27 protein-coding genes and 1 riboswitch are annotated in these 22,461 nt (G+C 32.5%); of the genes, 3 read left to right on the top strand and 24 right to left on the bottom strand.

Annotated features, from left to right (window positions below; all coding sequences use genetic code 11):
* From sigB to ISP08_RS04215, 14 genes are all read right to left on the bottom strand, one after another.
* Window positions 1-771, bottom strand: a complete 771-nt coding sequence (sigB, locus tag ISP08_RS04280; protein ID WP_048793384.1) for an RNA polymerase sigma factor SigB — start codon at window positions 769-771, stop codon at window positions 1-3.
* Window positions 746-1,225 carry an anti-sigma B factor RsbW gene (gene rsbW / locus ISP08_RS04275; RefSeq protein WP_195719570.1) on the bottom strand — a complete coding sequence of 160 codons (480 nt, stop codon included), beginning with the start codon at window positions 1,223-1,225 and terminating at the stop codon, window positions 746-748. Before rsbW ends, sigB begins: the two co-directional genes overlap by 26 nt.
* Before the next feature lies 1 nt (window position 1,226).
* Complete coding sequence (locus ISP08_RS04270) at window positions 1,227-1,553, bottom strand: anti-sigma factor antagonist (RefSeq protein WP_048793382.1); 327 nt, start codon at window positions 1,551-1,553, stop codon at window positions 1,227-1,229.
* Between the two features lie 80 nt (window positions 1,554-1,633).
* A complete protein-coding gene (locus ISP08_RS04265; RefSeq protein WP_195719516.1) occupies window positions 1,634-2,635 on the bottom strand; it encodes a SpoIIE family protein phosphatase in 1,002 nt (333 codons plus the stop codon).
* Window positions 2,636-2,894: 259 nt separating this feature from the next.
* Window positions 2,895-3,251, bottom strand: a complete 357-nt coding sequence (locus ISP08_RS04260; RefSeq protein ID WP_048793380.1) for a type II toxin-antitoxin system PemK/MazF family toxin — start codon at window positions 3,249-3,251, stop codon at window positions 2,895-2,897.
* On the bottom strand, window positions 3,251-3,421 hold the full coding sequence (mazE, locus tag ISP08_RS04255) for a type II toxin-antitoxin system antitoxin MazE (protein WP_195719517.1): 171 nt from the start codon (window positions 3,419-3,421) through the stop codon (window positions 3,251-3,253). Before mazE ends, ISP08_RS04260 begins: the two co-directional genes overlap by 1 nt.
* 86 nt (window positions 3,422-3,507) lie before the next feature.
* Window positions 3,508-4,656, bottom strand: coding sequence for an alanine racemase (gene alr / locus ISP08_RS04250; RefSeq protein WP_048793378.1), 1,149 nt, complete (start codon window positions 4,654-4,656; stop codon window positions 3,508-3,510).
* A 106-nt stretch (window positions 4,657-4,762) separates the two neighbouring features.
* Window positions 4,763-5,116, bottom strand: coding sequence for a holo-ACP synthase (acpS, locus tag ISP08_RS04245; RefSeq protein ID WP_195719518.1), 354 nt, complete (start codon window positions 5,114-5,116; stop codon window positions 4,763-4,765).
* Window positions 5,117-5,156: 40 nt separating this feature from the next.
* On the bottom strand, window positions 5,157-5,627 hold the full coding sequence (locus ISP08_RS04240) for a PH domain-containing protein (protein ID WP_195719519.1): 471 nt from the start codon (window positions 5,625-5,627) through the stop codon (window positions 5,157-5,159).
* On the bottom strand, window positions 5,620-7,113 hold the full coding sequence (locus tag ISP08_RS04235; protein ID WP_195719520.1) for a PH domain-containing protein: 1,494 nt from the start codon (window positions 7,111-7,113) through the stop codon (window positions 5,620-5,622). The genes ISP08_RS04240 and ISP08_RS04235 overlap by 8 nt, the downstream gene beginning before the upstream one ends.
* Window positions 7,106-7,585, bottom strand: coding sequence for a PH domain-containing protein (locus ISP08_RS04230; protein WP_195719521.1), 480 nt, complete (start codon window positions 7,583-7,585; stop codon window positions 7,106-7,108). Before ISP08_RS04230 ends, ISP08_RS04235 begins: the two co-directional genes overlap by 8 nt.
* Before the next feature lie 161 nt (window positions 7,586-7,746).
* A complete protein-coding gene (gene cshA, locus ISP08_RS04225) occupies window positions 7,747-9,252 on the bottom strand; it encodes a degradosome RNA helicase CshA (protein WP_048793373.1) in 1,506 nt (501 codons plus the stop codon).
* A 301-nt stretch (window positions 9,253-9,553) separates the two neighbouring features.
* Window positions 9,554-10,909 carry a UDP-N-acetylmuramoyl-tripeptide--D-alanyl-D-alanine ligase gene (locus ISP08_RS04220; RefSeq protein ID WP_195719522.1) on the bottom strand — a complete coding sequence of 452 codons (1,356 nt, stop codon included), beginning with the start codon at window positions 10,907-10,909 and terminating at the stop codon, window positions 9,554-9,556.
* 12 nt (window positions 10,910-10,921) lie between these two features.
* Window positions 10,922-11,992: a D-alanine--D-alanine ligase gene (locus ISP08_RS04215; protein WP_195719523.1), complete on the bottom strand. Its 1,071-nt coding sequence runs from the start codon at window positions 11,990-11,992 to the stop codon at window positions 10,922-10,924.
* Between the two features lie 261 nt (window positions 11,993-12,253).
* On the opposite strand from ISP08_RS04215, the gene ISP08_RS04210 reads away from it, so the two are divergent.
* Entirely contained in the window at window positions 12,254-13,471 is a 1,218-nt protein-coding gene (locus tag ISP08_RS04210) for an FtsW/RodA/SpoVE family cell cycle protein (protein WP_195719524.1), read from the top strand.
* Window positions 13,472-13,517: 46 nt separating this feature from the next.
* On the opposite strand, the gene ISP08_RS04205 is transcribed toward ISP08_RS04210, so the two are convergent.
* From ISP08_RS04205 to csoR, 3 genes are all read right to left on the bottom strand, one after another.
* Window positions 13,518-13,658, bottom strand: a complete 141-nt coding sequence (locus ISP08_RS04205; RefSeq protein WP_103295720.1) for an Lmo0850 family protein — start codon at window positions 13,656-13,658, stop codon at window positions 13,518-13,520.
* Window positions 13,659-13,795: 137 nt separating this feature from the next.
* The gene (csoZ, locus tag ISP08_RS04200; RefSeq protein WP_195719525.1) at window positions 13,796-14,002 is read right to left on the bottom strand and encodes a putative copper chaperone CsoZ; all 207 of its coding nucleotides are present in this window, start codon (window positions 14,000-14,002) and stop codon (window positions 13,796-13,798) included.
* Window positions 14,003-14,015: 13 nt separating this feature from the next.
* Window positions 14,016-14,309, bottom strand: a complete 294-nt coding sequence (csoR, locus tag ISP08_RS04195; RefSeq protein ID WP_048793368.1) for a copper-sensing transcriptional repressor CsoR — start codon at window positions 14,307-14,309, stop codon at window positions 14,016-14,018.
* Between the two features lie 139 nt (window positions 14,310-14,448).
* Between csoR and cls the strand changes: the two genes are divergently transcribed.
* The gene (gene cls, locus ISP08_RS04190; RefSeq protein ID WP_195719526.1) at window positions 14,449-15,933 is read left to right on the top strand and encodes a cardiolipin synthase; all 1,485 of its coding nucleotides are present in this window, start codon (window positions 14,449-14,451) and stop codon (window positions 15,931-15,933) included.
* A gap of 19 nt (window positions 15,934-15,952) precedes the next feature.
* Window positions 15,953-16,594, top strand: coding sequence for an HD domain-containing protein (locus tag ISP08_RS04185; protein ID WP_195719527.1), 642 nt, complete (start codon window positions 15,953-15,955; stop codon window positions 16,592-16,594).
* Window positions 16,595-16,657: 63 nt separating this feature from the next.
* Here the strand turns inward: ISP08_RS04185 and yidC are convergent, their stop codons facing one another.
* The 7 genes from yidC to ISP08_RS04150 form a co-directional block, all read right to left on the bottom strand.
* Window positions 16,658-17,524: a membrane protein insertase YidC gene (gene yidC / locus ISP08_RS04180; RefSeq protein ID WP_195719528.1), complete on the bottom strand. Its 867-nt coding sequence runs from the start codon at window positions 17,522-17,524 to the stop codon at window positions 16,658-16,660.
* A 96-nt stretch (window positions 17,525-17,620) separates the two neighbouring features.
* Entirely contained in the window at window positions 17,621-18,250 is a 630-nt protein-coding gene (thiE, locus tag ISP08_RS04175) for a thiamine phosphate synthase (protein ID WP_195719529.1), read from the bottom strand.
* Window positions 18,251-18,253: 3 nt separating this feature from the next.
* The gene (gene thiM, locus ISP08_RS04170) at window positions 18,254-19,042 is read right to left on the bottom strand and encodes a hydroxyethylthiazole kinase (protein WP_195719571.1); all 789 of its coding nucleotides are present in this window, start codon (window positions 19,040-19,042) and stop codon (window positions 18,254-18,256) included.
* Window positions 19,035-19,859: a bifunctional hydroxymethylpyrimidine kinase/phosphomethylpyrimidine kinase gene (gene thiD, locus ISP08_RS04165; RefSeq protein ID WP_195719530.1), complete on the bottom strand. Its 825-nt coding sequence runs from the start codon at window positions 19,857-19,859 to the stop codon at window positions 19,035-19,037. Before thiD ends, thiM begins: the two co-directional genes overlap by 8 nt.
* Before the next feature lie 2 nt (window positions 19,860-19,861).
* Window positions 19,862-20,542, bottom strand: coding sequence for a thiaminase II (gene tenA / locus ISP08_RS04160; protein WP_195719531.1), 681 nt, complete (start codon window positions 20,540-20,542; stop codon window positions 19,862-19,864).
* Between the two features lie 76 nt (window positions 20,543-20,618).
* A riboswitch (TPP riboswitch) is annotated at window positions 20,619-20,716 on the bottom strand.
* A gap of 125 nt (window positions 20,717-20,841) precedes the next feature.
* A complete protein-coding gene (locus tag ISP08_RS04155; RefSeq protein ID WP_195719532.1) occupies window positions 20,842-21,582 on the bottom strand; it encodes a transglycosylase family protein in 741 nt (246 codons plus the stop codon).
* Between the two features lie 441 nt (window positions 21,583-22,023).
* Window positions 22,024-22,410, bottom strand: coding sequence for a single-stranded DNA-binding protein (locus tag ISP08_RS04150; protein WP_195719533.1), 387 nt, complete (start codon window positions 22,408-22,410; stop codon window positions 22,024-22,026).
* Window positions 22,411-22,461 lie beyond the last annotated feature (51 nt).

The raw sequence follows: 22,461 nt of genomic DNA, 5'->3' as shown, positions 1-22,461 counted from the left end.
TTATTTCTTTGCTGCATCTTGTAATTTTTTGATTGCAGTTCTTTGAAGGCGAGAGACGTGCATTTGGCTTAAACCAATACGCTCTCCTGTTTCTTTTTGACTTAATCCCTCGATAAACGTACATTGAATTATCTGACGTTCTCGTTCTGATAAAATGGGTAGAATCTTTTCTAATATCATTCGTTTTTCTGTTAAATCATAATTAGAGTCTTGCTGACCCATGATGTCTAATAAAGTTACTGTTGATCCATCTTTATCTGCTTCAATTGAATGATCTACGCTCAGTGCATTATAGCTTTGGCTCATTTCCATAGCTTCTAACACTTCTTCATCGCTTACTTCTAATCTTTGTGCTATTTCTTCAATAGAAGGTGAGCGTTCTAATTCATTTGTTAATTCGTCACTAACCTTTTTTATACGTGGTCCTATCTCTTTAATTCTTCTTGGAACATGAACACTCCAAGTCTTATCACGTAAATAACGTTTTATTTCTCCAATAACGGTAGGCACTAAAAAAGCTTCGAATTTTCTATCAAAGGATAAATCAAAACGGTTTATTGCTCCAATTAAACCGACCATACCAACCTGAACTAAATCTTCGTGATGTGATTGTCCTTTAGAATATTTGTATGCCAAAGATTCAATCAATTTACGATAGTGATTCACTAATTTATCTTGAGCATTGCTATTTTCATTGTTTTGATGCTCTTGAATCCACTTGTTAATTTGTTCAGGTGATACGTCGTTAACCGATTTCGACTCTTTCGTCATCATTTCGCACCTGCTCTTTTTTTATATACTTTGTCATACTGATAGTTACACCAGATTTTTTATCGACTGTAACTTCGTCCATTAATGATTCAATTAAGAATAAGCCTAAACCACCTTCTCTAAGAAAGTCAATATTTTCATTTTCTTTATAAGGTCCAAGCTCTTCTTTCGTTTTTTCATAATCAAAGCTTTCACCTTGATCAGAAATAACTATTCTAATTTTATCCTCAAAAATTTCAAAACAAAGATTTATCATTCCAGTTTCCACGCCATCTTTATAGGCGTGTTTAACAGCATTAGTAACTGCTTCACTGACAGCTATTTTAGCATCCTCGATATCATCATAAGATGCCCCTGCTCTAGAAAAGACACCCGACAATGTTAATCTTATTAAACTCACGTATTCTGCAGAAGCCGGTAGACGCATTTCAATATAGTCTTGTTTACTTTGCATGCTATTCAACCTCCGTTCCTTCATTAACATGCATTAAATCTTTTAAGCCCGTTATATCAAACAAACGGCTAATACGTTCAGAAGCACCAAAGATATATAATTCTTTATCGTTTTGGTTCAAGGCTTTTAAAGTTCCTACAAATAAACCTAAGCCAGTTGAATCCATGTAACTCACGTTTTCCAAATTGACATGTATATCATGCGTACCTTCTTGTCTAAGTGGTACTAATACCTCTTCAAGTTCAGGTACAGTATATACGTCTAATTCTCCGCCTACTTTAACCTCATAATGTTGTTCATGAGTTACTTTTTCAATGTTAAGATTCATTATACTACACTCCTAAAAATTATCTTATTTATTCTCTGTATACCCCTAGTTATTATTCATTAATCCATTGTTATTTATAATTAATTTACTCGTTTAATAATTAATATCGTTAAATCATCACGTTTTTTTGGATTTTGAATTTTTAAAATAGCTTCATAAAGTAGCTGCACAATATCTTGAGGGTGCATATGTTTATATTTATGAATCATATTTAGTAAGTAACTTTTATCTAAAAATGTACCTTCTTCATCCCTTACTTCAGTAACGCCATCAGTGAAAATTATAACTAAATCATCAAGGTAAATAGGAATTTCTTGTTGTTTATATCTCGTAAGTTGGCTTACACCTAATACACGTCCACGTACATCTATCTCTTCAAATTCCTGAGATTCTGCTCTATATACGTAACCTGGTTCGTGACCTGCCGAACTACAATATAACAAATGGTTCATCTCTTCATATAGCCCGTAAAACATCGTTACAAACATATTTTGGTTAACATTTTTTTCAACCACTCGGTTTAATCTTTTTAAGCCATCACTCGGTAATTGTGAATGACCATATGAATCCATTCCAAACTTAATCATACTCATAGCTAATGCAGCTGGAATGCCTTTACCGATAACGTCAGCTACTGCAAAACTCATTGTGCCATCTTTATGATCTATGAGGTTGAAGTAATCACCACTTACTTTTTGTGCTGCAACGGAGATAACGCCGATTTGGATACTATCAAATTGAGGAATGTCGGTTTTCAACATAGTTTGTTGTAGCCTTGAAGCTAAATCAATTTCCTTATCATGATGTTGCATGCGGTCAACAAGGCGTTGATAATCACGATAATTATAACCAAAGCCTTTAACTATTTCTTCCAACACTTCTAATGTAGACAAAATTTGGGTTTGATTTAAATCTAGCATGGTAATATATTCTTTATGAATTTCAACTATATCTTCCGGTAGAATATCTTTATTTATAACTTCGTCAATGAAAGCACTACATTTTTCAGCAAAATTATGATTACCAGAAGTTGTTAAACTTAAATCTATAAGTTGTTTGTACTTTTTCTTAAATTCTTCCATGCTGTCAAACCTCCTTAACAAATGCATTTATTATCGAAATTATTATAAGTAATAAGCATATAGATTTTATTATAATATGTAGCGAACAAGTAAATATTAAAAACTAAAAAAGCTTTAGGATCTCCTAAAGCCTTAATTCATGGACCCTTTCGTGTTTCACATTTAAAATACATTCATTTTTAAATGCGAATAACAAACAATAATGGCTACTCATAACTTCGGTTTCATTGTTTTACCATTTTAAATTGATAAAAGGGCTTTATTTGTGATTTCTAACATTATGTAATCCTAAACTAATATCAAGCGCATTATTGACTTCTTTCATCTTGTCTTCTGATAAATACGTTAATTTTTCTTTTAGTCTCTTTTTATCTAACGTTCTTATTTGTTCAAGTAGTATAACCGAATCTTTATCCAGCTTATACTTTTTCTTTTCTATTTCTACGTGCGTTGGGATTTTAGCTTTATTAATCCTACCAGTAATTGCAGCCACAATTACGGTAGGACTATATTTATTACCAGTATCATTTTGTATGATAACTACCGGTCTTACTCCCCCTTGTTCAGACCCTTGTACTGGTGATAAATCAGCTAGATATACATCTCCTCTTCTCATTAATCACTTGTGTTATTTGAACTAATATAAGATTCATTGCAATCACAAGCTTCACATTCAAAGGGAAAAGCTTCTGCTGCAAGGGAGAGATTCAAATCAGCCATTTGAGAATAGCCTTCTTTTAAAGATTGTTCTATATTATGGTTTCTACTTTGGTTAAAACTTGACATGAATAAAACCTCCGTACGACTAAAGAAATAGTTTATTTGATTTGTGATTACACTAATAATAACAAATTTTAAAATCAGTGACTATACTATTTCAGTAATTCGTTGTGTATTTCTACACTATCGGAATTATAATATACACGTGGTAATCTTCTACTTAGATTACAAAGCACTTCATAATTTATCGTTTGTTGCTGTTTTGCCAACGTTTCTGCAGACTGAGGCGAATCTGTATGATGATCCATTAGAATGACTTTATCATTTACTTCAATATGATCAGGAATTTTAATAATTGTTTGATCCATACAAACTTTACCGATAATACGACATTGAGTGCCGTTAACGTTTACATAAGCACCCGTCATTAATCGTGGAAAGCCATCTGCATATCCAACAGGCAAGACTCCGATTCTTGTTGGCTCGGTTGCTGTATAAATACTACCATAGCTGACAGAATCTCCTGATTGTAACGTTTTAGTTTGCACAATTTCTGTTACCCATTGTGCACTTGGTTTGAGATGAACTTTAACGTTCTCTTTAACGTAGGCTGACGGATAGTAACCATATAATGAGATGCCCACACGTACGGCATTACAAAATTGAGTATCTTTCATGAGCGCACCAGCTGAATTTTGAGAATGTATATATTGAGGTTTCTCGGCAGATTCAACCATTTCTTCAAATAGTTGTTGTTGCTTATTCATCGAATCACCTGGCTCATCAGCACAAGCAAAGTGGGTAAATACCCCTTCAAATATTAAATGTGCTTGTTCATGAATCATTTCAATAGCATTTTTATACTCTTCAATCGTCTTCATGCCTAATCTACCCATGCCAGTATCTAACTTGATATGTAACCATAAATCTTTTTCATTTTCATCTGGAATATGACTGATTGCAGTAGTTAACCAACTTAGTGAAGGTACGGTTAGTGCTACACGATGTTGAATTGCTTTAGTTATTTGTTCTGCAGGAACTACGCCTAAAACTAAAATTTTAGCGTTAATGCCATGCATCCTTAGTTCAATAGCTTCATCTAAAGTCGCGACGGCAAAAAATTCAACGCCAATATCCATAAGTTTTTTCGCAATAGGTATACTCCCTAGACCATACCCATTCGCTTTAACTACAGGAATCACTGTTTTTTTAGGATGTATTTTTTGAAAAATTTGATAGTTTGACGCAATTTCATTTAAGTTAACATTCACATATGTAGATCGATAATATTTATCTGCCATGTATTATCTCCACCCTTTCACTAAGTTATTTATTTAAGCACTTATTAATTTAAGTTTATTAAAAATATATAATTTTAGCCAAAGAAGTGACTTTTAAATCTATATTTTATTTATATTCTAATATAACTTGGCTCATAGCATAATTTTCTGAATGTGTAATACTTACATGGACGATATAATCATCATGTTCAATACAAGGTTTTCCTAATTCATCATTAAAGCAATTTATATCGTTAAAAGCGATCGTTTTCCCTAATCCAGTACCTAAAGCTTTACTGAATGCTTCTTTACAAGCAAATCTTCCTGCTAAAAATTCCACTTTTCGTTTAGAGTTGTTAAAAGTATTAAATTTTGCAATTTCTTGTTGTGATAAAATTCTATCAACGAATTTTTGCTGTCTATGATATAACGTTTCTATGCGTTCTATCTCAATCAAATCAATACCAATGCCATATATCATATTTATCTAACCTACAATCTTTTTTAATTTGTTAATATCCCTATTTATTATCTCTTATAAATTGTTTTATAATATTCGCCTCTTGCTTTGAAACTAAAATTATTTCGGCATTACCACCGGCTGTAGATAAGTTTACATTAGCTAAGTTATATTTACGCATGATAATGCCTTCTTGAATATCAACGTTTTGTATTCTAAATAAAGGGATTTTTGTCGTTGAAATAAACCATAGTCCTTTGCGAACAATGATTTCTTCGTCATTTAGTTTATATTTAAAAATTAGATATTTATAGCGTGGGATGATGATACTAGCTATTATTAAGTTGACTATAATAACCGCTATTCCAATTATTGCTATCCAAAAACACACTTTTTTGCTTAATAAGTCTAACCATAACGTATTTACAATAAGTACTATAATGAGTATAGCCAATATAATAGCAGATAATATGGTTGATCTTAGCGTCATGACTTTTTTGCCCTCTTTATGCATTTGCTTAAAATCATTCATGTCGCTCACCTCTTAAATACCATCTTTTTAAACTATTAACTGTGTTTGAATTTTCATATTTTAAGCCAATCTTTTGCATACCTGCTCCCTTAGCTATTACATACTTAAATGTTGTTAAATTGCTTCTTTTTAAGAATGGAGTTTGCGTATTTTCCATACCTAAAATTTTGTCACGTTTAAAATAGCTATTTTTCATTCCTAAAATCGAAACATTATGGACAACAAGTTCTTCTTGCTTCACTATATGTCCTGCAAATTTCACGTTTAAAATTGCATTAATAATAAACACTAATAACAAGGCACTAACAATAACAAGTGCCCACGCTGACCAAAAATAAGTAGCTATTGCACCAATGACTAAAAGTGCGAAAAATTCTTTTATAAAGTAACGATGTAAACTTCTTAGTGGCATCCCTTTGCGCGCTTCATTAAATTCAAAATAAGGTACCAAATCTTTAATTATGTTAAATGCTTCCTTACGTTTAATAAACGGTAAAACCATAACTTTACCATCGACTGTTTCATCTTCCAGATTAACATCCATATCACTAGTGATAACAAAATGTATTGCTGTGTAACCAAAAATTTTACGTAAAAAAGATTGGCTTTCTATAACTGCTTGTACTCTATCTGTTGGCACAGTTATATTTTGAACCTTAAATAATCCATATGAAATATTTAGTTGGTTATTTTCTCGCGTTAATGTGTAATTAAAATAACGAATTATAGTAATAATTGTACCAATAATATAACTAATAAACAGAATAGCAAAAACTATAATAATCACTATGACATAAACAGCTTGTGCAATATGTTCTATTTTGCTGGTAATTGCGTTCCATGGAATAATGTCTGAAAAACTACCAAATATAGGCATTACAGCTGCAAATGCTATACCAATTGCCCCACTCGTCATTGCCATTAAAAGTAGATTTTTAAAGTTTAATTTATAGATTTGTTGTGTCGCAGTATTAGTATGGTCAATTTCATTTTCTTCATCATCACGCAAGGCTTCATCATTTATAACATTATCTGCTAAATCTAATTGTTGTTGTTTAATTGTTTGTTGTATCAATTGGCTTTGATTTTTTGATACTGTATCCAACTCTATCCCATCACTTGGCGTTTTAATTTGTAATACGACGCCACCCACGAGACGATTCACTATACCTTGCGCAGTATCAACAGATTGAATACGACGAATATTCAATTCCTTACGTTGCTTAGTGAAAATACCAGTCGTTAATATAAAATGATCCTCTTCAATCCAATATCTTGTCTTATACACTTTTAGACTATGTAAAATAAATGAAATCACAAAAATAAGGGTCACGATACCAGGATAGATGTACGAATTAAAATTTGTGTAATCAAAATCTTTTAAGTTAAATATTAAAAAAATAAACACAAAAATAAAGTTTTGCTTTATTGTCTCAATAATACCTGAAATATAAGAAATGGGGTGTAATTTTTGAGGGTTATACATCAAAATCTGCTCCTCTCAAATACGATAAAATTGTTGTTTCAAATTTTTCGGCATCTTGTTTATGTATCAAAGGTAAATCTACAATATGACCGGCGGTAAATACTGAAGTTTTACTCAATGATAATTTATGTAAGATTGGATTCGTTTTCCTGTTAATTAATTGTGTTCTTTCGAACTTAACTAATACTGTTTTTTGGAAGAAAAACTGCTTAGAAATTGCGACATAATCTTCTTCAATCCTATAAAAAGTAAAGTTATATTTAATCAGTGGTGTCGCGATAAAATATAAAACATCAAAAATCATTACTGCTATTACGATATAATAAATTGGCTTCCACCAATCAAAATGATTCGTCAAATAAAGTAATACGCCGCTAATTATCAAACCGATAATTAGTAACAATCCTTCCATTAAATAATAATATTTCAGCACGCTTTTAGGACTGCGAATATACTGATTACTATGATCCATCTTCTCAATCCTTTCACCATAAAAATTTCACTTCATTATAACATAGTCATTATAAACAACTAACTTTTTATAAAAATTAATAATGATTCAATTATATAAAAAAACCATCTCACATAAGTGAGATGATTAAACTTAAATTGCTATATATGATAAGTTAGACCTTATTTTTGGTGGTCAGCGAAAGTACGACCTTTCATCGACTTTTTGTTGTCTTTTCTATCTGATGGTTTATCTTTTTTACCTTTTTTGTTAAATGCTGGTTTGCCACGGCGACCTTTATTATCAAACTTGTTACCGCGTTTATTGTTGTTATTACGACGTGGTCCTTTAGAAGGACGACCTTTTCTTGCTAAAGGTTTTTCAAATGTAAGTTGTACTTCAACTTCATCGTTTGCTTCTACTAACTCTTGTAGTAATGAAGCAATTAATTCAACATCATTGTATTCTTCTAAAAGTTGACCCGCGATGCGTTGTAATCTAGGTTCATTTTCTTTAGACATCCAATTTTGTACTTTTTCTTTAATGTCGTTTTCACGTGCTTTTAATACTTCTTTACGATGTGGTGGACGTAAAGCATTCATTTGACGACTATTCGCTTGTTCAATTTGACGGATATAATCCATTTCAATTGGGTTAACGAATGTAACAGCAATACCTTCTTTACCTGCACGACCTGTACGTCCAATTCTGTGCGTATAGCTTTCAGTATCTTGAGGAATATCAAAGTTATAAACATGACTTACGCCAGAAATATCTAGTCCACGCGCAGCAACGTCTGTAGCTACTAGTATATCGATTTGATCGTTTTTGAATTTTTTCAAGACTTCTAAACGTTTAGCTTGAGTGATATCACCATGTAATCCCTCAGCTTTGTAACCTTTAGATAATAACGCACTAGTTAATTCATCAACACGACGTTTTGTTCTACCGAATACGATAGCTAACTCTGGTTGATGTACATCTAAGAAGTTAGTAAAAGTATCAAATTTTTCTAATTCTTTAACGATTGTATAATATTCGTCAATTTGTGGATTAGACATTTTGTTATCCATTGTTTTTACAATCTCAGGTGAGTTCATAAATTGTTGAACTAGATTTTGAATAGCTTTAGGCATAGTAGCAGAGAATAACATCGTTTGACGTTGTTCTGCTGGGATTTTATCCATGATAAATCTCATATCATCAATAAAGCCCATGTTCATCATTTCATCCGCTTCATCTAAGATTAAAGTATGGATTCCTGTAGTTTTTAAAGTACGACGGTTTAAATGGTCTATAACACGTCCTGGTGTACCAACTACGATTTGAGGTCCTTTTTTCAATGCCTTAATTTGACGATCAATTGGCATACCGCCGAAAATAGTAACGACTTGTACTTTTTGATCTTTACTAAATTCTTTTAATTGTTCAGCAACTTGCATCGCTAATTCTCTTGTAGGGGCTAAAATTAATGATTGAACGCCTTCTTTACCTACTACTTTTTCTATTAAAGGAATACCAAAAGCACCTGTTTTACCAGTACCTGTTTGAGCTTGTCCTAATACGTCTCTACCTGCTAAAGCAAGTGGAATACTATCCTTTTGAATTGGTGTGGCTTCTGTAAACCCCATTGATTCTAGGGTTTCTACTGTTTTAGCCGATATCCCTAATTCTTTAAAATTTTGCAATATAATTCTCCTTTATACTTCTATATTTCTCTTCATATATGTTCATTTAAGTTTCTTCAACTTCTTAATAGTACCACCTCAACAATATAATCGCAATAAAGCAAAATTACATAACTTTAATTAATTTGATATTATTCATCTTTCAAATATTAAATTAATATTGCAGTTGTTGGGTTGTAAGCGGTTAATTATAATTCTTAATTCCCATTTAAATTGTTAAATATTTTTTTAAAGTTTCTATTTTCTGAAATTTACAGAAATTAAAAACCACAACAGAATATTTATTCCGTTGTGGCTATTATTAAATTAAAGCATCTACGACTTCTTCTAATTTCATGCCTCTTGAGCCTTTAATTAAAATTTTATCGTCTTGTTGTGCTATGTCGCTTATATAATTGATTAATTGTGATTTATCATCATAATGAACTGCTTGAGTTACTAAATTCTGTCCAGTTTCATAAATATAAGAAGCTTCAGTACCATAAGTCAGTAAAACATCAATGCCTTTATTGGCTAAGTAGTTACCTACTTGTTGATGCATTTTTTTACTGTCTTGACCTAACTCTAATACATCACCTAAAATTAATATTTTTCTACCCGTCATATTCGCTAAAGTATCGATAGCAGCTTTCATACTTGTTGGACTTGCGTTATAAGCATCATTTATAACGACTAAGCCTTCGTCTGTTACATGTTGTTCCATGCGCATGCCGGTTAATTTAACTTGTTTTAAATTATGATATATCGTTTCATAATCTAAATTTAATCGTTTCCCTACTGCTATTGCTATTGCAGCATTTTTCATATTGTGCGTGCCCAAAATAGGTAAAACGTATTGTTCTGACTCATTAATTGAAAATACAATACCTTCAGTCGCAAAATCGTTTATTTTACATACATAAGTATTGTCGTCGTTTAAACCAACACTTGTAAGTTTTACATTTTTCAATTGATCTACATGAGGCTTTAACAATGGCTCATCACCATCATATATAAATAAACCTTCATTTTTCAGGCCTAAAGTAATTTCAAACTTAGCCTGTGCAATACCTTCTCTTGAACCTAAATCTTGCATATGTGATTCGCCAATGTTGGTAATTACAGCAATATCTGGTTCGGCAATTTTTGATAATAATTCAATTTCATGGAAACCTGACATGCCCATTTCAAGAATAGAAATTTCAGTATCATGATCTAATTGTAATATCGTTAACGGCATGCCAATTTCGTTATTGTAATTACCCAGTGTTTTTTTAACTTTAAATTGAGGCTTTAACACACTTTCAATCATGTCTTTAGTGGTTGTCTTACCATTAGATCCAGTAACTGCAATTACGTGTGGATTCACATAGCGCAAATAAGCTTGTGCTAATTGTTGTAAAGCACTTAACGTATCATCAACCCAAATTATCGGACCGGTAATCGTTTCGTCTATTGTTTCGCCTTTTTGATAGAAGCTAGCGCCTGCGCCATCATTTAATGCTTGTTTCACAAATTTGTGGCCGTCTACATTTTCCCCTTTAAAAGGAATAAACAACATTTTGCTATCTATTTGTCGTGAGTCAATTGTCACGCCTGCAATAGATTGATTTAAAAATTGTTCGTCAATTTCACAATCAATCCATTCCTGTATTTGTTTTAATGTTACTTCGATCATAAATTATTCGCCTCAATTAATACTGTATTTATTTTTCTTCTTATCTTCATGTTTATCTTTTGCTAATTCAATTAATTTTTTTATTAAGTCAGCATATGATAGGCCCATATTTTCCCATAAGCTAGGGTACATGCTATACGCAGTAAATCCAGGCATAGCATTTGTTTCATTAATAAAGATTTGATTATCCTCGGTAACAAAGAAATCAGCACGTAATAATCCTGAACAGTCTGTTGCTTTGAAAGCTTCTACTGCCATATTTCTTAAAGTCATTTGTACTTCTTCATCTAAATCAGCTGGTATGCTTAGACTAATCTTACCATCTTTATATTTTGATTTATAATCATAAAAAGCAACATCTTTTATAACTTCCCCTGGCAATGTCGTTTCTGGGTAGTCATTACCTAATACAGCGACTTCTATTTCGCGCGCGTCAATACCTTGTTCAATAACTAGTTTACGGTCAAATTGGAAAGCTTCTTCTATACCTTGTTTTAATTCTTCTTCATTATTACATTTACTAATACCTACACTTGAACCTAAGTTAGCTGGTTTAACAAATACTGGATATTCTAATTTATCATGTACTAATTTTAAGATATTACCTTCATATTTTTGGTATTCACTTCTTAAAAAGCTGACATACGGTAATTGAGGCAATCCTCTATGCGCAAATAGTTGTTTCATAACTAATTTATCCATTGTACTTGATGCGGCTAATACACCATTACCAACGTATGGTAAATCTAACACTTCAAATAAGCCTTGCATCGTACCATCTTCTCCGTTTGGACCATGTAACAATGGAAAGACTGCACTATATGGCTGTTGGTCTGCTTCAGTTGATAGTAAACGAGATATATCACCCGCTTCAACATCTTTTAATCTTAAGTAATCATTGTCCGAAATTTCATTAACGATATCTGTTTTCTTTTTCCATTGCCCGTCATTTGTTATGTAAATGATATCTACGCGATACGCATCCTTATCAATTGCATTCAGTACATTTTGAGCAGTTAAAATCGACACGTCATGTTCGGCACTTTTACCTCCATACAAGATACAAATATTTTCTTTAGCCATCTCTTTTGCCTCCAAATATTATTATTAAACTACATCATATCACGATTTAATATATCTTTGCATCGATTATGTTAATAGGTTGTTTTAAATTTTAATTTTTTAATAAAGTGTTATTTAAAGAACCCTACACATTAAGAAATATACTAATATTTATAACTAATTTTATTGAAACTTAACTAGTATTGTTCTAGCAATATAATAGAAAGTTCGGTAAAATCAAAATATAATACATAAATTAGATTTTATTTTAAGGAGTATGCAATGAGTAATTCACGTCGTTCAAGAGAAGACAGTTGGATGCGTCGCGTCGATTGGATTTTAGTTGGCTTTATCGTAATATTAGCTATAATTAGTGTGAGTATCATACATTCTGCTATGGGTGGCGGTCAATATAGCTCTAACTTTAGTGAAAGACAAATATTTTATTATGTGTTAGGTGCCATAATTGCCGGCTTAATAATGATTGTCTCTCCTAAAAAACTAATTAAATACAGTTATTTATTGTACTTTATATTATGTTTTGCTTTATTCGTCTTAATCATCATTCCAGAAACACCTTTTACTCCTGTAATCAATGGTGCTAAAAGTTGGTACAAACTAGGCCCAATTAGTGTCCAACCTTCTGAATTCATGAAAATAGTTTTGATGTTAGCACTAGCGAAATTAGTAATGAAACATAATAAGTTTACTTTCAACAAATCACTTGAAACAGATTTAAAATTATTATTCAAGATTATTGGTATATCACTCTTACCAATGGCACTCATTTTGTTACAAAATGACTTAGGTACTACATTAGTACTTTGCGCTATTATAGTCGGCGTTATTATCGTCAGTGGTATTACATGGAAATTACTAGCACCACTCTTTATAGTCGGTATAGCCTTTGCGTCGAGTATTTTATTGACAATGATATATAAACCTTCATTAATAGAAAGTTTATTAGGCGTTAAAACCTATCAATTAGGAAGAATTAGTTCATGGTTAGATCCTTATACTTATAGTAGTGGAGACGGGTACCATTTAACTGAATCTCTAAAAGCGATTGGTTCAGGACAATTGCTAGGTAAAGGCTTTAATCATGGTGAAGTCTACATTCCAGAAAACCACACCGACTTTATTTTTTCAGTAATCGGTGAAGAGTTTGGTTTTATAGGTTCGGTTATTCTATTACTTATATTCCTAGGTTTAATCTTCCATTTAGTGCGACTAGCGACAACTGATGAAAGTCCATTTAATAAGATCTTTCTTATTGGATATGTATCATTGTTATTATTCCATATTTTACAAAATATCGGTATGACTATTCAGTTGCTTCCAATAACTGGTATCCCTTTACCGTTTATAAGTTATGGTGGTAGTTCGTTGTGGAGTTTAATGTGCGGAATTGGTGTTTGTCTTTCTATATATTATCACCAACCAAAGCGCTTTAACGAAGATGCAGATACTACACCACTACGACAATCAACAACAAATTAATAGGCAACAAAAAAAGGACTTAGCTACTTCGCTAGGTCCTTTTTGACTATTTCAATTCGTTAGTGGTTTTCACAGTAGTTGGTAAAGTATGCATAACTTCAAATCTTGATTTCGTTTTCTTTATGTTTACCCCTAATGATGATAATAGCTTAACTACGTTTTGTAATTTGTCGTTGTTCTTATTCATATCATCACTCCTAACTGTCTGGCTTCTACTTCATCATACCCTATTTTAATATATGTTACTACACAAAATTGCGATTTTTTTCATTTTTATGAATATTTTTTACAACGTGTTTCTTTTTTTATAAGTTCTTCAATTTTTTAAAAGATTATTGTATAACCTTTATCATAAATTTCTTTTTCTATATTGTTTAAATTAGCCGGTGTAGTAAAAGTGACTTGAATAGAACTATTTTGACTATCAACATTAGCTTGGTGAACACCTATAATATTTAATAAATGTTGCGTTAACGATTCCGCCTGCTCAGCAGTATTAAGACCTGCTACTAAAATTACTTTTGTTACCATAATATAGTCTCCATTAGTCTTTCATTAATTTTTGAAATGTAACTAACAATTCCTCCATGGCTGCTTCGTTCTCACCATTATCAATCTTTTCCATAATACAACTCTTCATATGGTGATCTAATAATTTAGTGGCTACACTATTCAAAGCTGAACGTGTTGCTCTAATTTGTGTTAACACATCATCACAATAAACGTCTTCATCAATCATACGATTGATTGCTTTGACTTGACCTTCAATTCGATTTAAACGTGATTTTAAATTATTTTTAGTCTGTGTAGAGTGATGGGCTTGAGATACTTCAGTCATAAATACCCTCTCCTATGATATATTTAAGCTTATCGTATACCCATAACGGGTATGAGTCAAATGATAAAAATTATATCACATGTTATAATAACAAAGACTTTGTACGATTTAAATATGATGTTGTTTTGGGGGAATATATATGATGGAAACGTGGTCAATCGCACTTCATCAATCTAATGTCGTATTAAACATTATATTTATTAGTGCATTTGCGTTAAATTTAATATTTGCATTTACGATTATATTTTTAGAAAGACGGACAGCTGGAGCTATTTGGGCTTGGCTTTTAGTGCTTGTTTTGTTGCCTTTATTAGGATTCGTCTTGTACTTATTATTCGGACGACAAATTCAACGTAATCATATTTTTAAAATTGATGAAAAAGATAAAATCGGCATCCAAATGATTGTAAATGAACAGTTAGAAGCATTAAAAAATGATAACTTTTCAAAAGGTAATCATCAAATTGTTAAATTTAAAGATATGGTGCAAATGCTTCTTTATAATAATGCAGCCTTTTTAACGACAGATAATGATGTAACGATTTATACAGATGGTAGAAAGAAATTCGATGCACTACTTGAAGACATTCATAACGCTAAAGATTATATACATATTCAGTATTACATTTTTCGTCATGATGATTTAGGTAAAAGTATTTTAACTGCATTGGAACAAAAGCTAGATGAAGGTTTAGAAGTTAAAATGCTATATGATGATATGGGTTCGAGGTCATTGTCACTTAAGGATTTTAAAACATTTCGTCAAAAAGGAGGAAAAGTAGAAGCTTTCTTCCCTTCTAAACTTCCTTTAATAAATTTAAGAATGAATAATCGTAACCATAGAAAAATTGTCGTTATTGATGGCAAAATTGGTTATGTTGGTGGCTTTAATGTCGGTGACGAATATTTAGGACTTAAAAAGAAATTTGGCTATTGGAGAGACACGCACTTACGCATCGTAGGTGATGCAGTGAACGCGCTCCAATTACGCTATATGCTCGATTGGAATGCACAGGCAACGCGTTCTAATTTAAGTTATCAAGACCGTTATTTCCCAGATGTAAATTATGCCGGTAACATAGGTATTCAAATCGCATCGAGTGGACCAGATGAAGAATGGGAACAAATAAAATATGGTTATTTAAAAATGATTTCCTCTGCTAAAAAGAGCATTTTTATACAATCACCCTACTTCATACCAGACCAAGCCTTTTTAGATGCAGTAAAAATAGCTGCATTAGGTGGCGTAAATGTTAATATTATGATTCCTGATAAGCCTGATCATCCATTTGTTTATTGGGCAACTTATAACAACGTCGCAAGTTTATTAGATGCCGGGGTCAATATTTTCCAATATCGAGATGGCTTTTTGCATTCAAAATGCGTCATTATTGATGATGAAGTTGCTAGCGTTGGTACAACTAATATGGATCATAGAAGTTTCACGTTGAATTTTGAAATTAACGCTTTTATTTACGACACTGAAGTCGCAAAACAATTACGTGCAGAATTCGAAAAAGATCTTTTAGTTTCATATAGACTGACAAAAGAACTATACACGCAACGTAGCTTATGGGTTAAGTTCAAAGAAGGTATTGCCAGATTATTGTCTCCAATTTTATAAACTATAGAGGTGAAAGCAGATGAATCAACAAGAGCAATTGAATAGTGCGCGTACTTTTATGACTACGTTTCATAAAAATGATTATTCAGGCCATGATATCGCACATATTAATCGAGTTGAACGTTTAGCTTTATATATAGCGCAACGAGAGCAACCTGTCGATACCTTTATAATAAACATGGCAAGTCTTCTACATGATACGGTTGATTCAAAATTAACAAATACCGAAGAAGCTACGTACAAACTTCGTACATTCTTATCATCAATACAAATCAATCATAATGATAGTGAAGCCATACTTCATATCATCAATCATATGAGTTATAGCCATGCTAAAGAGCATCATACAGTGTTATCAAAAGAAGGACAAATCGTCCGTGACGCTGACCGTTTAGATGCATTAGGTGCTATCGGTATTGCTCGTACTTTCCAATTTGCTGGTGCATATGACGAACCTATGTGGATTGATGAAATAGACTATCAGTCATTAAATAATGATACTTATAGCTTGGCTAATTTATCACCTTCTGCTATTAAACATTTTTATGAAAAGCTATTTAATTTAAAAGAATTAATGCATACTGAGACTGCATATGCTATAGCTAAAAAGCGACACGCATTCATGCAACAATTCGTTCGTCAATTTTTCGAAGAATGGTAACTTAAAAGATAGTTCAAATACAAAAAGCGTCTTTCAAAATATTGAAAGACGCTTTTACTTTAATTATTTTTTCTTACCTTTTTTAGATACAACTTGTGTATTTTTCGCTTTGTTGCCGTCGCCATTTTTGTCTTTGTTCATTGCTTCTAACATTGGTGCAACTTCTCTTTTGGCAACTCTTGAATAGTATATGTTCGCAAAATGCGTTTGTACAATCAAGAATGCGGCACTGACTGACCAATATAAGCCAAGTGCTGAAGCAGAACTTAATGAAATCCACACGATCATGATTGGAGAAATAACCATCATCATGTAACCCATTTGACGTTGTTCATTTGGCATACTTAAACTTGATACATAAGCTTGCAAGAAGTATAAAATACCAGCAATAATTGTTATCCAAATGTCTGGTTTAGATAAATCAAACCATAAGAAATTCGGATGCTCAGTAAATCCACCACTGGATGATTTCAAAACGAAATATAAGCCCATAATGACTGGCATTTGAATTAACACTGGTAAACAACCCAACATACTCTTCATAGGGTTCATATCATATTTTTTATAAACTTCCATCATTTCTTGATTGGCAGCCATTTTTTCTTCTTGCGTACGAGAACGTTTAACCTTCTCTTGAACCGCATCAATATCCGGTTTAGCCACCTTCATTTTTTCACGCATCATATGACTATTTCTATAATTTGATAACATGAATGGTAATAAAACTATACGTATAGCAACAACAATTACAATAATTGCTAGTCCATAGTCATTATTAAAACTAGTCCCTAACCAATGTAATAATTTATCCATTGGTTCAACAAATGTATTATAGAAGAATCCATTCCTGTTGCTCGGTTTAGAGTAGTCACATCCTGCTAGAAAGACCATTACTCCCAAAAGTAAAGGTAATAGCGCTTTTTTCTTCATTTTTCCACCTCTAATGATATATTCACACAAAAATCATTTTATCATATTAGTGTGCAAGTGAAAATCAAAAACATAATATTTTCACTATTAATCAATTTATTGTAAAAATTGGTGGACTGTTGTTTTTATATCATTACTTTGTGCGATTGCTGAAATCACTGATACACCATTGGCTTGAGCTTTCATAACCTGTTTATAGTTGGCTAATGAAATACCTCCAATGCCTACCATTGGGAAATCTTGTAATTTTTCTCGCAGTTTTAAAATCATTTCAGGACCAACGGGCGCATTTGCGTCATCTTTTGAAGAAGTCGGAAACATTGGCCCTACCCCAATATAGTCAACATGAGCCAAATCAGAATTTTGATATTCTTCAATATTGCCTACGCTTAAACCAATTATTTTATGTTGAAATTGCTGAGCAAAATGGGACACGTTTTCATCGTCTTGTCCAACATGAATACCATCAGCATCAATTGCTATTGCTAGAGAAACATCATCGTTTACTATAAATGGGACATTATAGGAGCGACATAATTCTTTTAATTTTATAGCAAGTAATTCTTTTTCTTTACCAATTAATGTTCCCTTACCTTTTTCCCTAAATTGGAACATTGTGATACCTGCATCTAAAGCCGCTTTGACTACATCTACTATGTCACGTTCATTACTTATATCTTGGGTACCACAAATGAAGTATAGCCTTAAATCATCTGGTTGGAACATTATTTACACCTCTTCTAATTGTTTTAACTGCATATATTCAGAGTGTTCAATCGTATATAGCTTATCAACAAAGCGTGTTAAAAATGAACCAGGGCCTATTGATGCTGTTTCACTCTCTGCTTGTTCAGCAGCAATATTAAAAATCGATACAGCTTCAATGACGTTATCAATAGATGGCGTTAAACTACGATTTAAAAAGCTAGCAATAACACCACCTAAGAGGCAACCAGCACCTGTTATTTTAGTTAACAATTGTGACCCATTAGATAATTTCACAATTTTGTCTTCTTGAGCAATAATATCTTCTTTGCCTGTTATTGCTATTGTCGTGTTAAATTTTTTCTGTGCACGTCGTGCAATATCAATGACGTCTAAGTTTTCTGCACTATCCGTGCCCTTCATCGTAGCATCTTCATCTATTAGAGATAAAATCTCTGAAGCATTTCCTTTAATAACAGTTACATCTACTTCTGATAAAAATTGATGGCAAAAGGATTTTCTAAATTGAGAAGCCCCTACTGCTACAGGATCAAAAACGATTGGCACACCTGAATTATTAGCAATATGCGCGATTTTTAACATATCTTCACTTTGAAGTTTATTAAGTGTGCCTATATTAATTAATAGTGCTGAAGCCACTTTAAAGAAATCTTCTGCTTCTTCTGGTGCTTCACTCATAGCAGGACTAGCACCTAAGCTTAATAATCCATTAGCAGTAAAATTCTTCACTACATCATTCGTGTAACATACGACTAAAGGATTTTGTTGACGAATCGTTTCTAAATTATTCATCATCTAAGCCCTCCTTTTTCATATATGCAAAATGGTTCACTGGGCCACGCCCTTTACCTATTTCGGGTGTATATTGAATTGCCATAGCTATAAATTTCTTCGCTTTTTGGACCGCTTCATGTATTGATTTACCTTTTGCTAATTCCGCAGTAATGACGGCGGAAAAAGTACAACCTGTACCATGAGTGTGTGGCGTGTCATAACGTGGTTCAGTAAATTTATAAACTTCATCTTTTGTAAATAAATAATCGGTTGAATTTTGCTTGTCATCATTTGCATGACCACCTTTAATCACAACGCCTTTACTTCCTATTTCATTTATAAAAATATGACCAGCCTTGTATACATCAGCTTCATTGTTAATTGTTAATCCTGTAATTTCTTCCGCCTCAGGAATATTAGGCGTAGCTACTGTAGCAAGTGGTAATAAAATAGACTTTAAATTCTTTTTACCTTCATCATCCATAAGTGAATCCCCACTTTTAGCAAGCATTACTGGATCAATAACGTATGGAATTTCTGGGTGTTTAGATATATATGATTGGATTAATTCCATCATTGGTTTAGACGCAATCATACCTGTTTTTAAAGCATGCGGTAATTCATCGTCATAAACACTTTCTAACTGTTCTTCTAACCATTGCGGATCCAAATTGTGAATATGTTGAACGCCTTTTGTATTTTGCGCCACGATACTTGTTATAGCTGCCATGCCATATACACCACATGCATGGAATGATTTTAAGTCTGCCATAACACCAGCCCCACCTGATGGGTCAGTTCCTGCAATTGTTAATGCTATTTTCGGTTTATTCATTATTATTTCCCTCCAAAATCCCATGATTCTTGTATATAAGCCATATTGAAAAAGTTTTGTTCATGCACTGTACTTTGTAAATAGCTTTCTTTAATATCGTCACGCTCTTGTTGTGAAATATGAGCTGTTAATTTATCTAATAATCTATCGAAAACATTAACGAGCTCTTCCATTTCTGTGCTATAAAAATCGAACCATTGAGCTAAAACACAATCTCTGTTTAAAGCATCATCTTTTATAGCTTTGCGAGCGATATATTGATAAACATATGGACATGGCGCCATCGCCGCTATCGTATGTGCCGCATTTTCTTTACTAAACGCATTATAATACATATGTTTTATATAATGGTCCCCGCTTGGTGGCCATACTTTCTCTTGTACAATGTCATTGTAATCTTCGCCTATATAATTAGCTATTATTTCATGCGCTTCAACTTCACCATCCACGATAAATTGTATTTGTTCTACCAAAAATTTTACGTCTTCTAAAGTAGATACTTTTGGAATAAGCAACGCATAAATATTGGCAAACTCTTTTAAGTAAGATGCATCGGCTCTTAAATAAAATCTTGCTGCTTCTTCCGATAAATCACCAGCAAGCATATGCTGAATGAAATTGTCATTATATATATTTTCTAATATAGGTTTTGCTGCTGTTCTTAAATCTTGTGAAAATGTCATTGTTAAAATTCCTCCTAATAAAAAAAACTACATTCCACGTAAGAATGTAGTACTAACTAGGCATAATTAATAAATCAAGCTCAGCAGACTACTTTCCTACGTTGGTACTAACCAAATCAGGTCGTAAGGGTCTGAATCAAATCATCTCAGCCAAAGGCTCCCCTAGTAGTTTTACTATAATGTTTTCTTATTAAAGATAACAAATCCCCGTGCAATTTGCAAAAGCGCAAGAAAAAAAAGCCCTGTCTTTTATAGACAGGACTTTTATTGGATATTACATTACATAATTTATACTTAAATTATGCAGTAACCCATTGTGAAGCACCTTCAGTGTTGTATAATTTCACTGCTGCTTTATCTTGTACTGATTCTGGAGCTGATGAAGCTGGTTGACCTTTATATTGTTCAGGTGCTACTGAATCCCATGTAGTTTGTAGGAATTGATATTTACCTGATGCACCAGTTGATGGGTTTGTAGCGTGGATGTCGCCACCTGATTCACGTTGTGCGATTTGTTTTAAGTGACCGTTAACGTTTACTGAAGAACCGCTGTCATCACTTGAACTTGATTCATTTGAGCTTGAAGTAGATTCTTGTTGTGGTTGTTGAGTTTGTTCAGTTTGTGGTGCTTGTTGTTGTTTAGGTTGTTCTTGAGTTTGAGCACTTTGTTGAGTTTGCTCTTGTTGTTTAGGTTGCTCTTGAGTTTGTTGTGTTTGTTGTTGTGGTTGAGCTTGTTCACTTTGTTGTGGTTGTTCTTGTTGAGTATTAGCTGCTTGATTACCATAACCGTTATAACTCCAAGACCAGCTTTGGCCATTTGAAGAAAAATGATAGTTAGTATTGTTTTGATCAAAGTTAATGTTATATGAACCTTCTTGAACTGGTTTTGCATTTAATTCAGAAGGGTTATTTTGTGCTAAGTTTGCTAAGTGCGCATGGTTAGCTCCAGTTGTTTCTGCTGCATCTGCATGATGTCCAGTTGCTAATCCTGTTACGCCTAATCCTACTGCTATAGTTGAAGTTAGTAATGTTTTTTTCATAATTTAAAAAATCCTCCTATAAGGTAATTAGTTTTATCATCAATTTGCAATTACCAATGTAACATCTGTAAAAAGACTGTAGGTTACAGTGAAATAAAAAAAATCGGCATTTTTTTACAACGTAATTACATTAAATAAAGGCCAAGTAAAACCTTTTGAAATTAATTTATACTTTCATGCCAGTTTTGAAAATTTATCAACTTCTGTTTTTCTTGTAATACATATGTAATAAATCTGATTTTTCTGTTTAAATTTAAGACTAAATTATCCATATATAAAACCAAAAAAGCTATTGCTATATGTATAATTAGACATATGCAATAGCCTTTAACAAGTATAATTATAATAGGATTGATAAGTTTGGTATGATGGTTGATAAAAAATGGTGGTTAGTTTATTAATGTGATTGAAATTGAGGATAAATCATTTCAGTTATATAGATTAATTCAAGGAGAATGTTAAATCAGTAGCGTCTTGATTACATGGTTCAATAATTTGGTTATGCTGTTGTTTTACTTTAGGAGACATAAATTTGATTGTATCAATGATGATTTCAGTAACATAATGCATTTGCCCTTCTTTTTCATATTTAGAAGATCGCATATGGCCAGTTACACCTACAAGTGCCCCTTTTAATAAGTAACGATAGATATTTTTAGCATTGTTTCCAAAAGCCTTACAAAATAAAAAATCACAATTTTGCTGTTGATCATTGCGCTTATAAGGTCTATCTATTGCGAGACATAATGAAACGTAGTCTGTTTCGTCCTTGCTAAAAAGTTGTGGATCTTTAGTTAGTCGTCCGACGACAACTATATTATTTATCATAGTTCACCTCCTTGTTAGCTATATCATAATTGGGTTACTTAATAGCGTCAA

Source organism: Staphylococcus lloydii, from assembly GCF_015775975.1.
In the GTDB taxonomy this organism is placed as follows: domain Bacteria; phylum Bacillota; class Bacilli; order Staphylococcales; family Staphylococcaceae; genus Staphylococcus; species Staphylococcus lloydii.
This window is presented reverse-complemented; position numbering and strand designations above follow the sequence as displayed.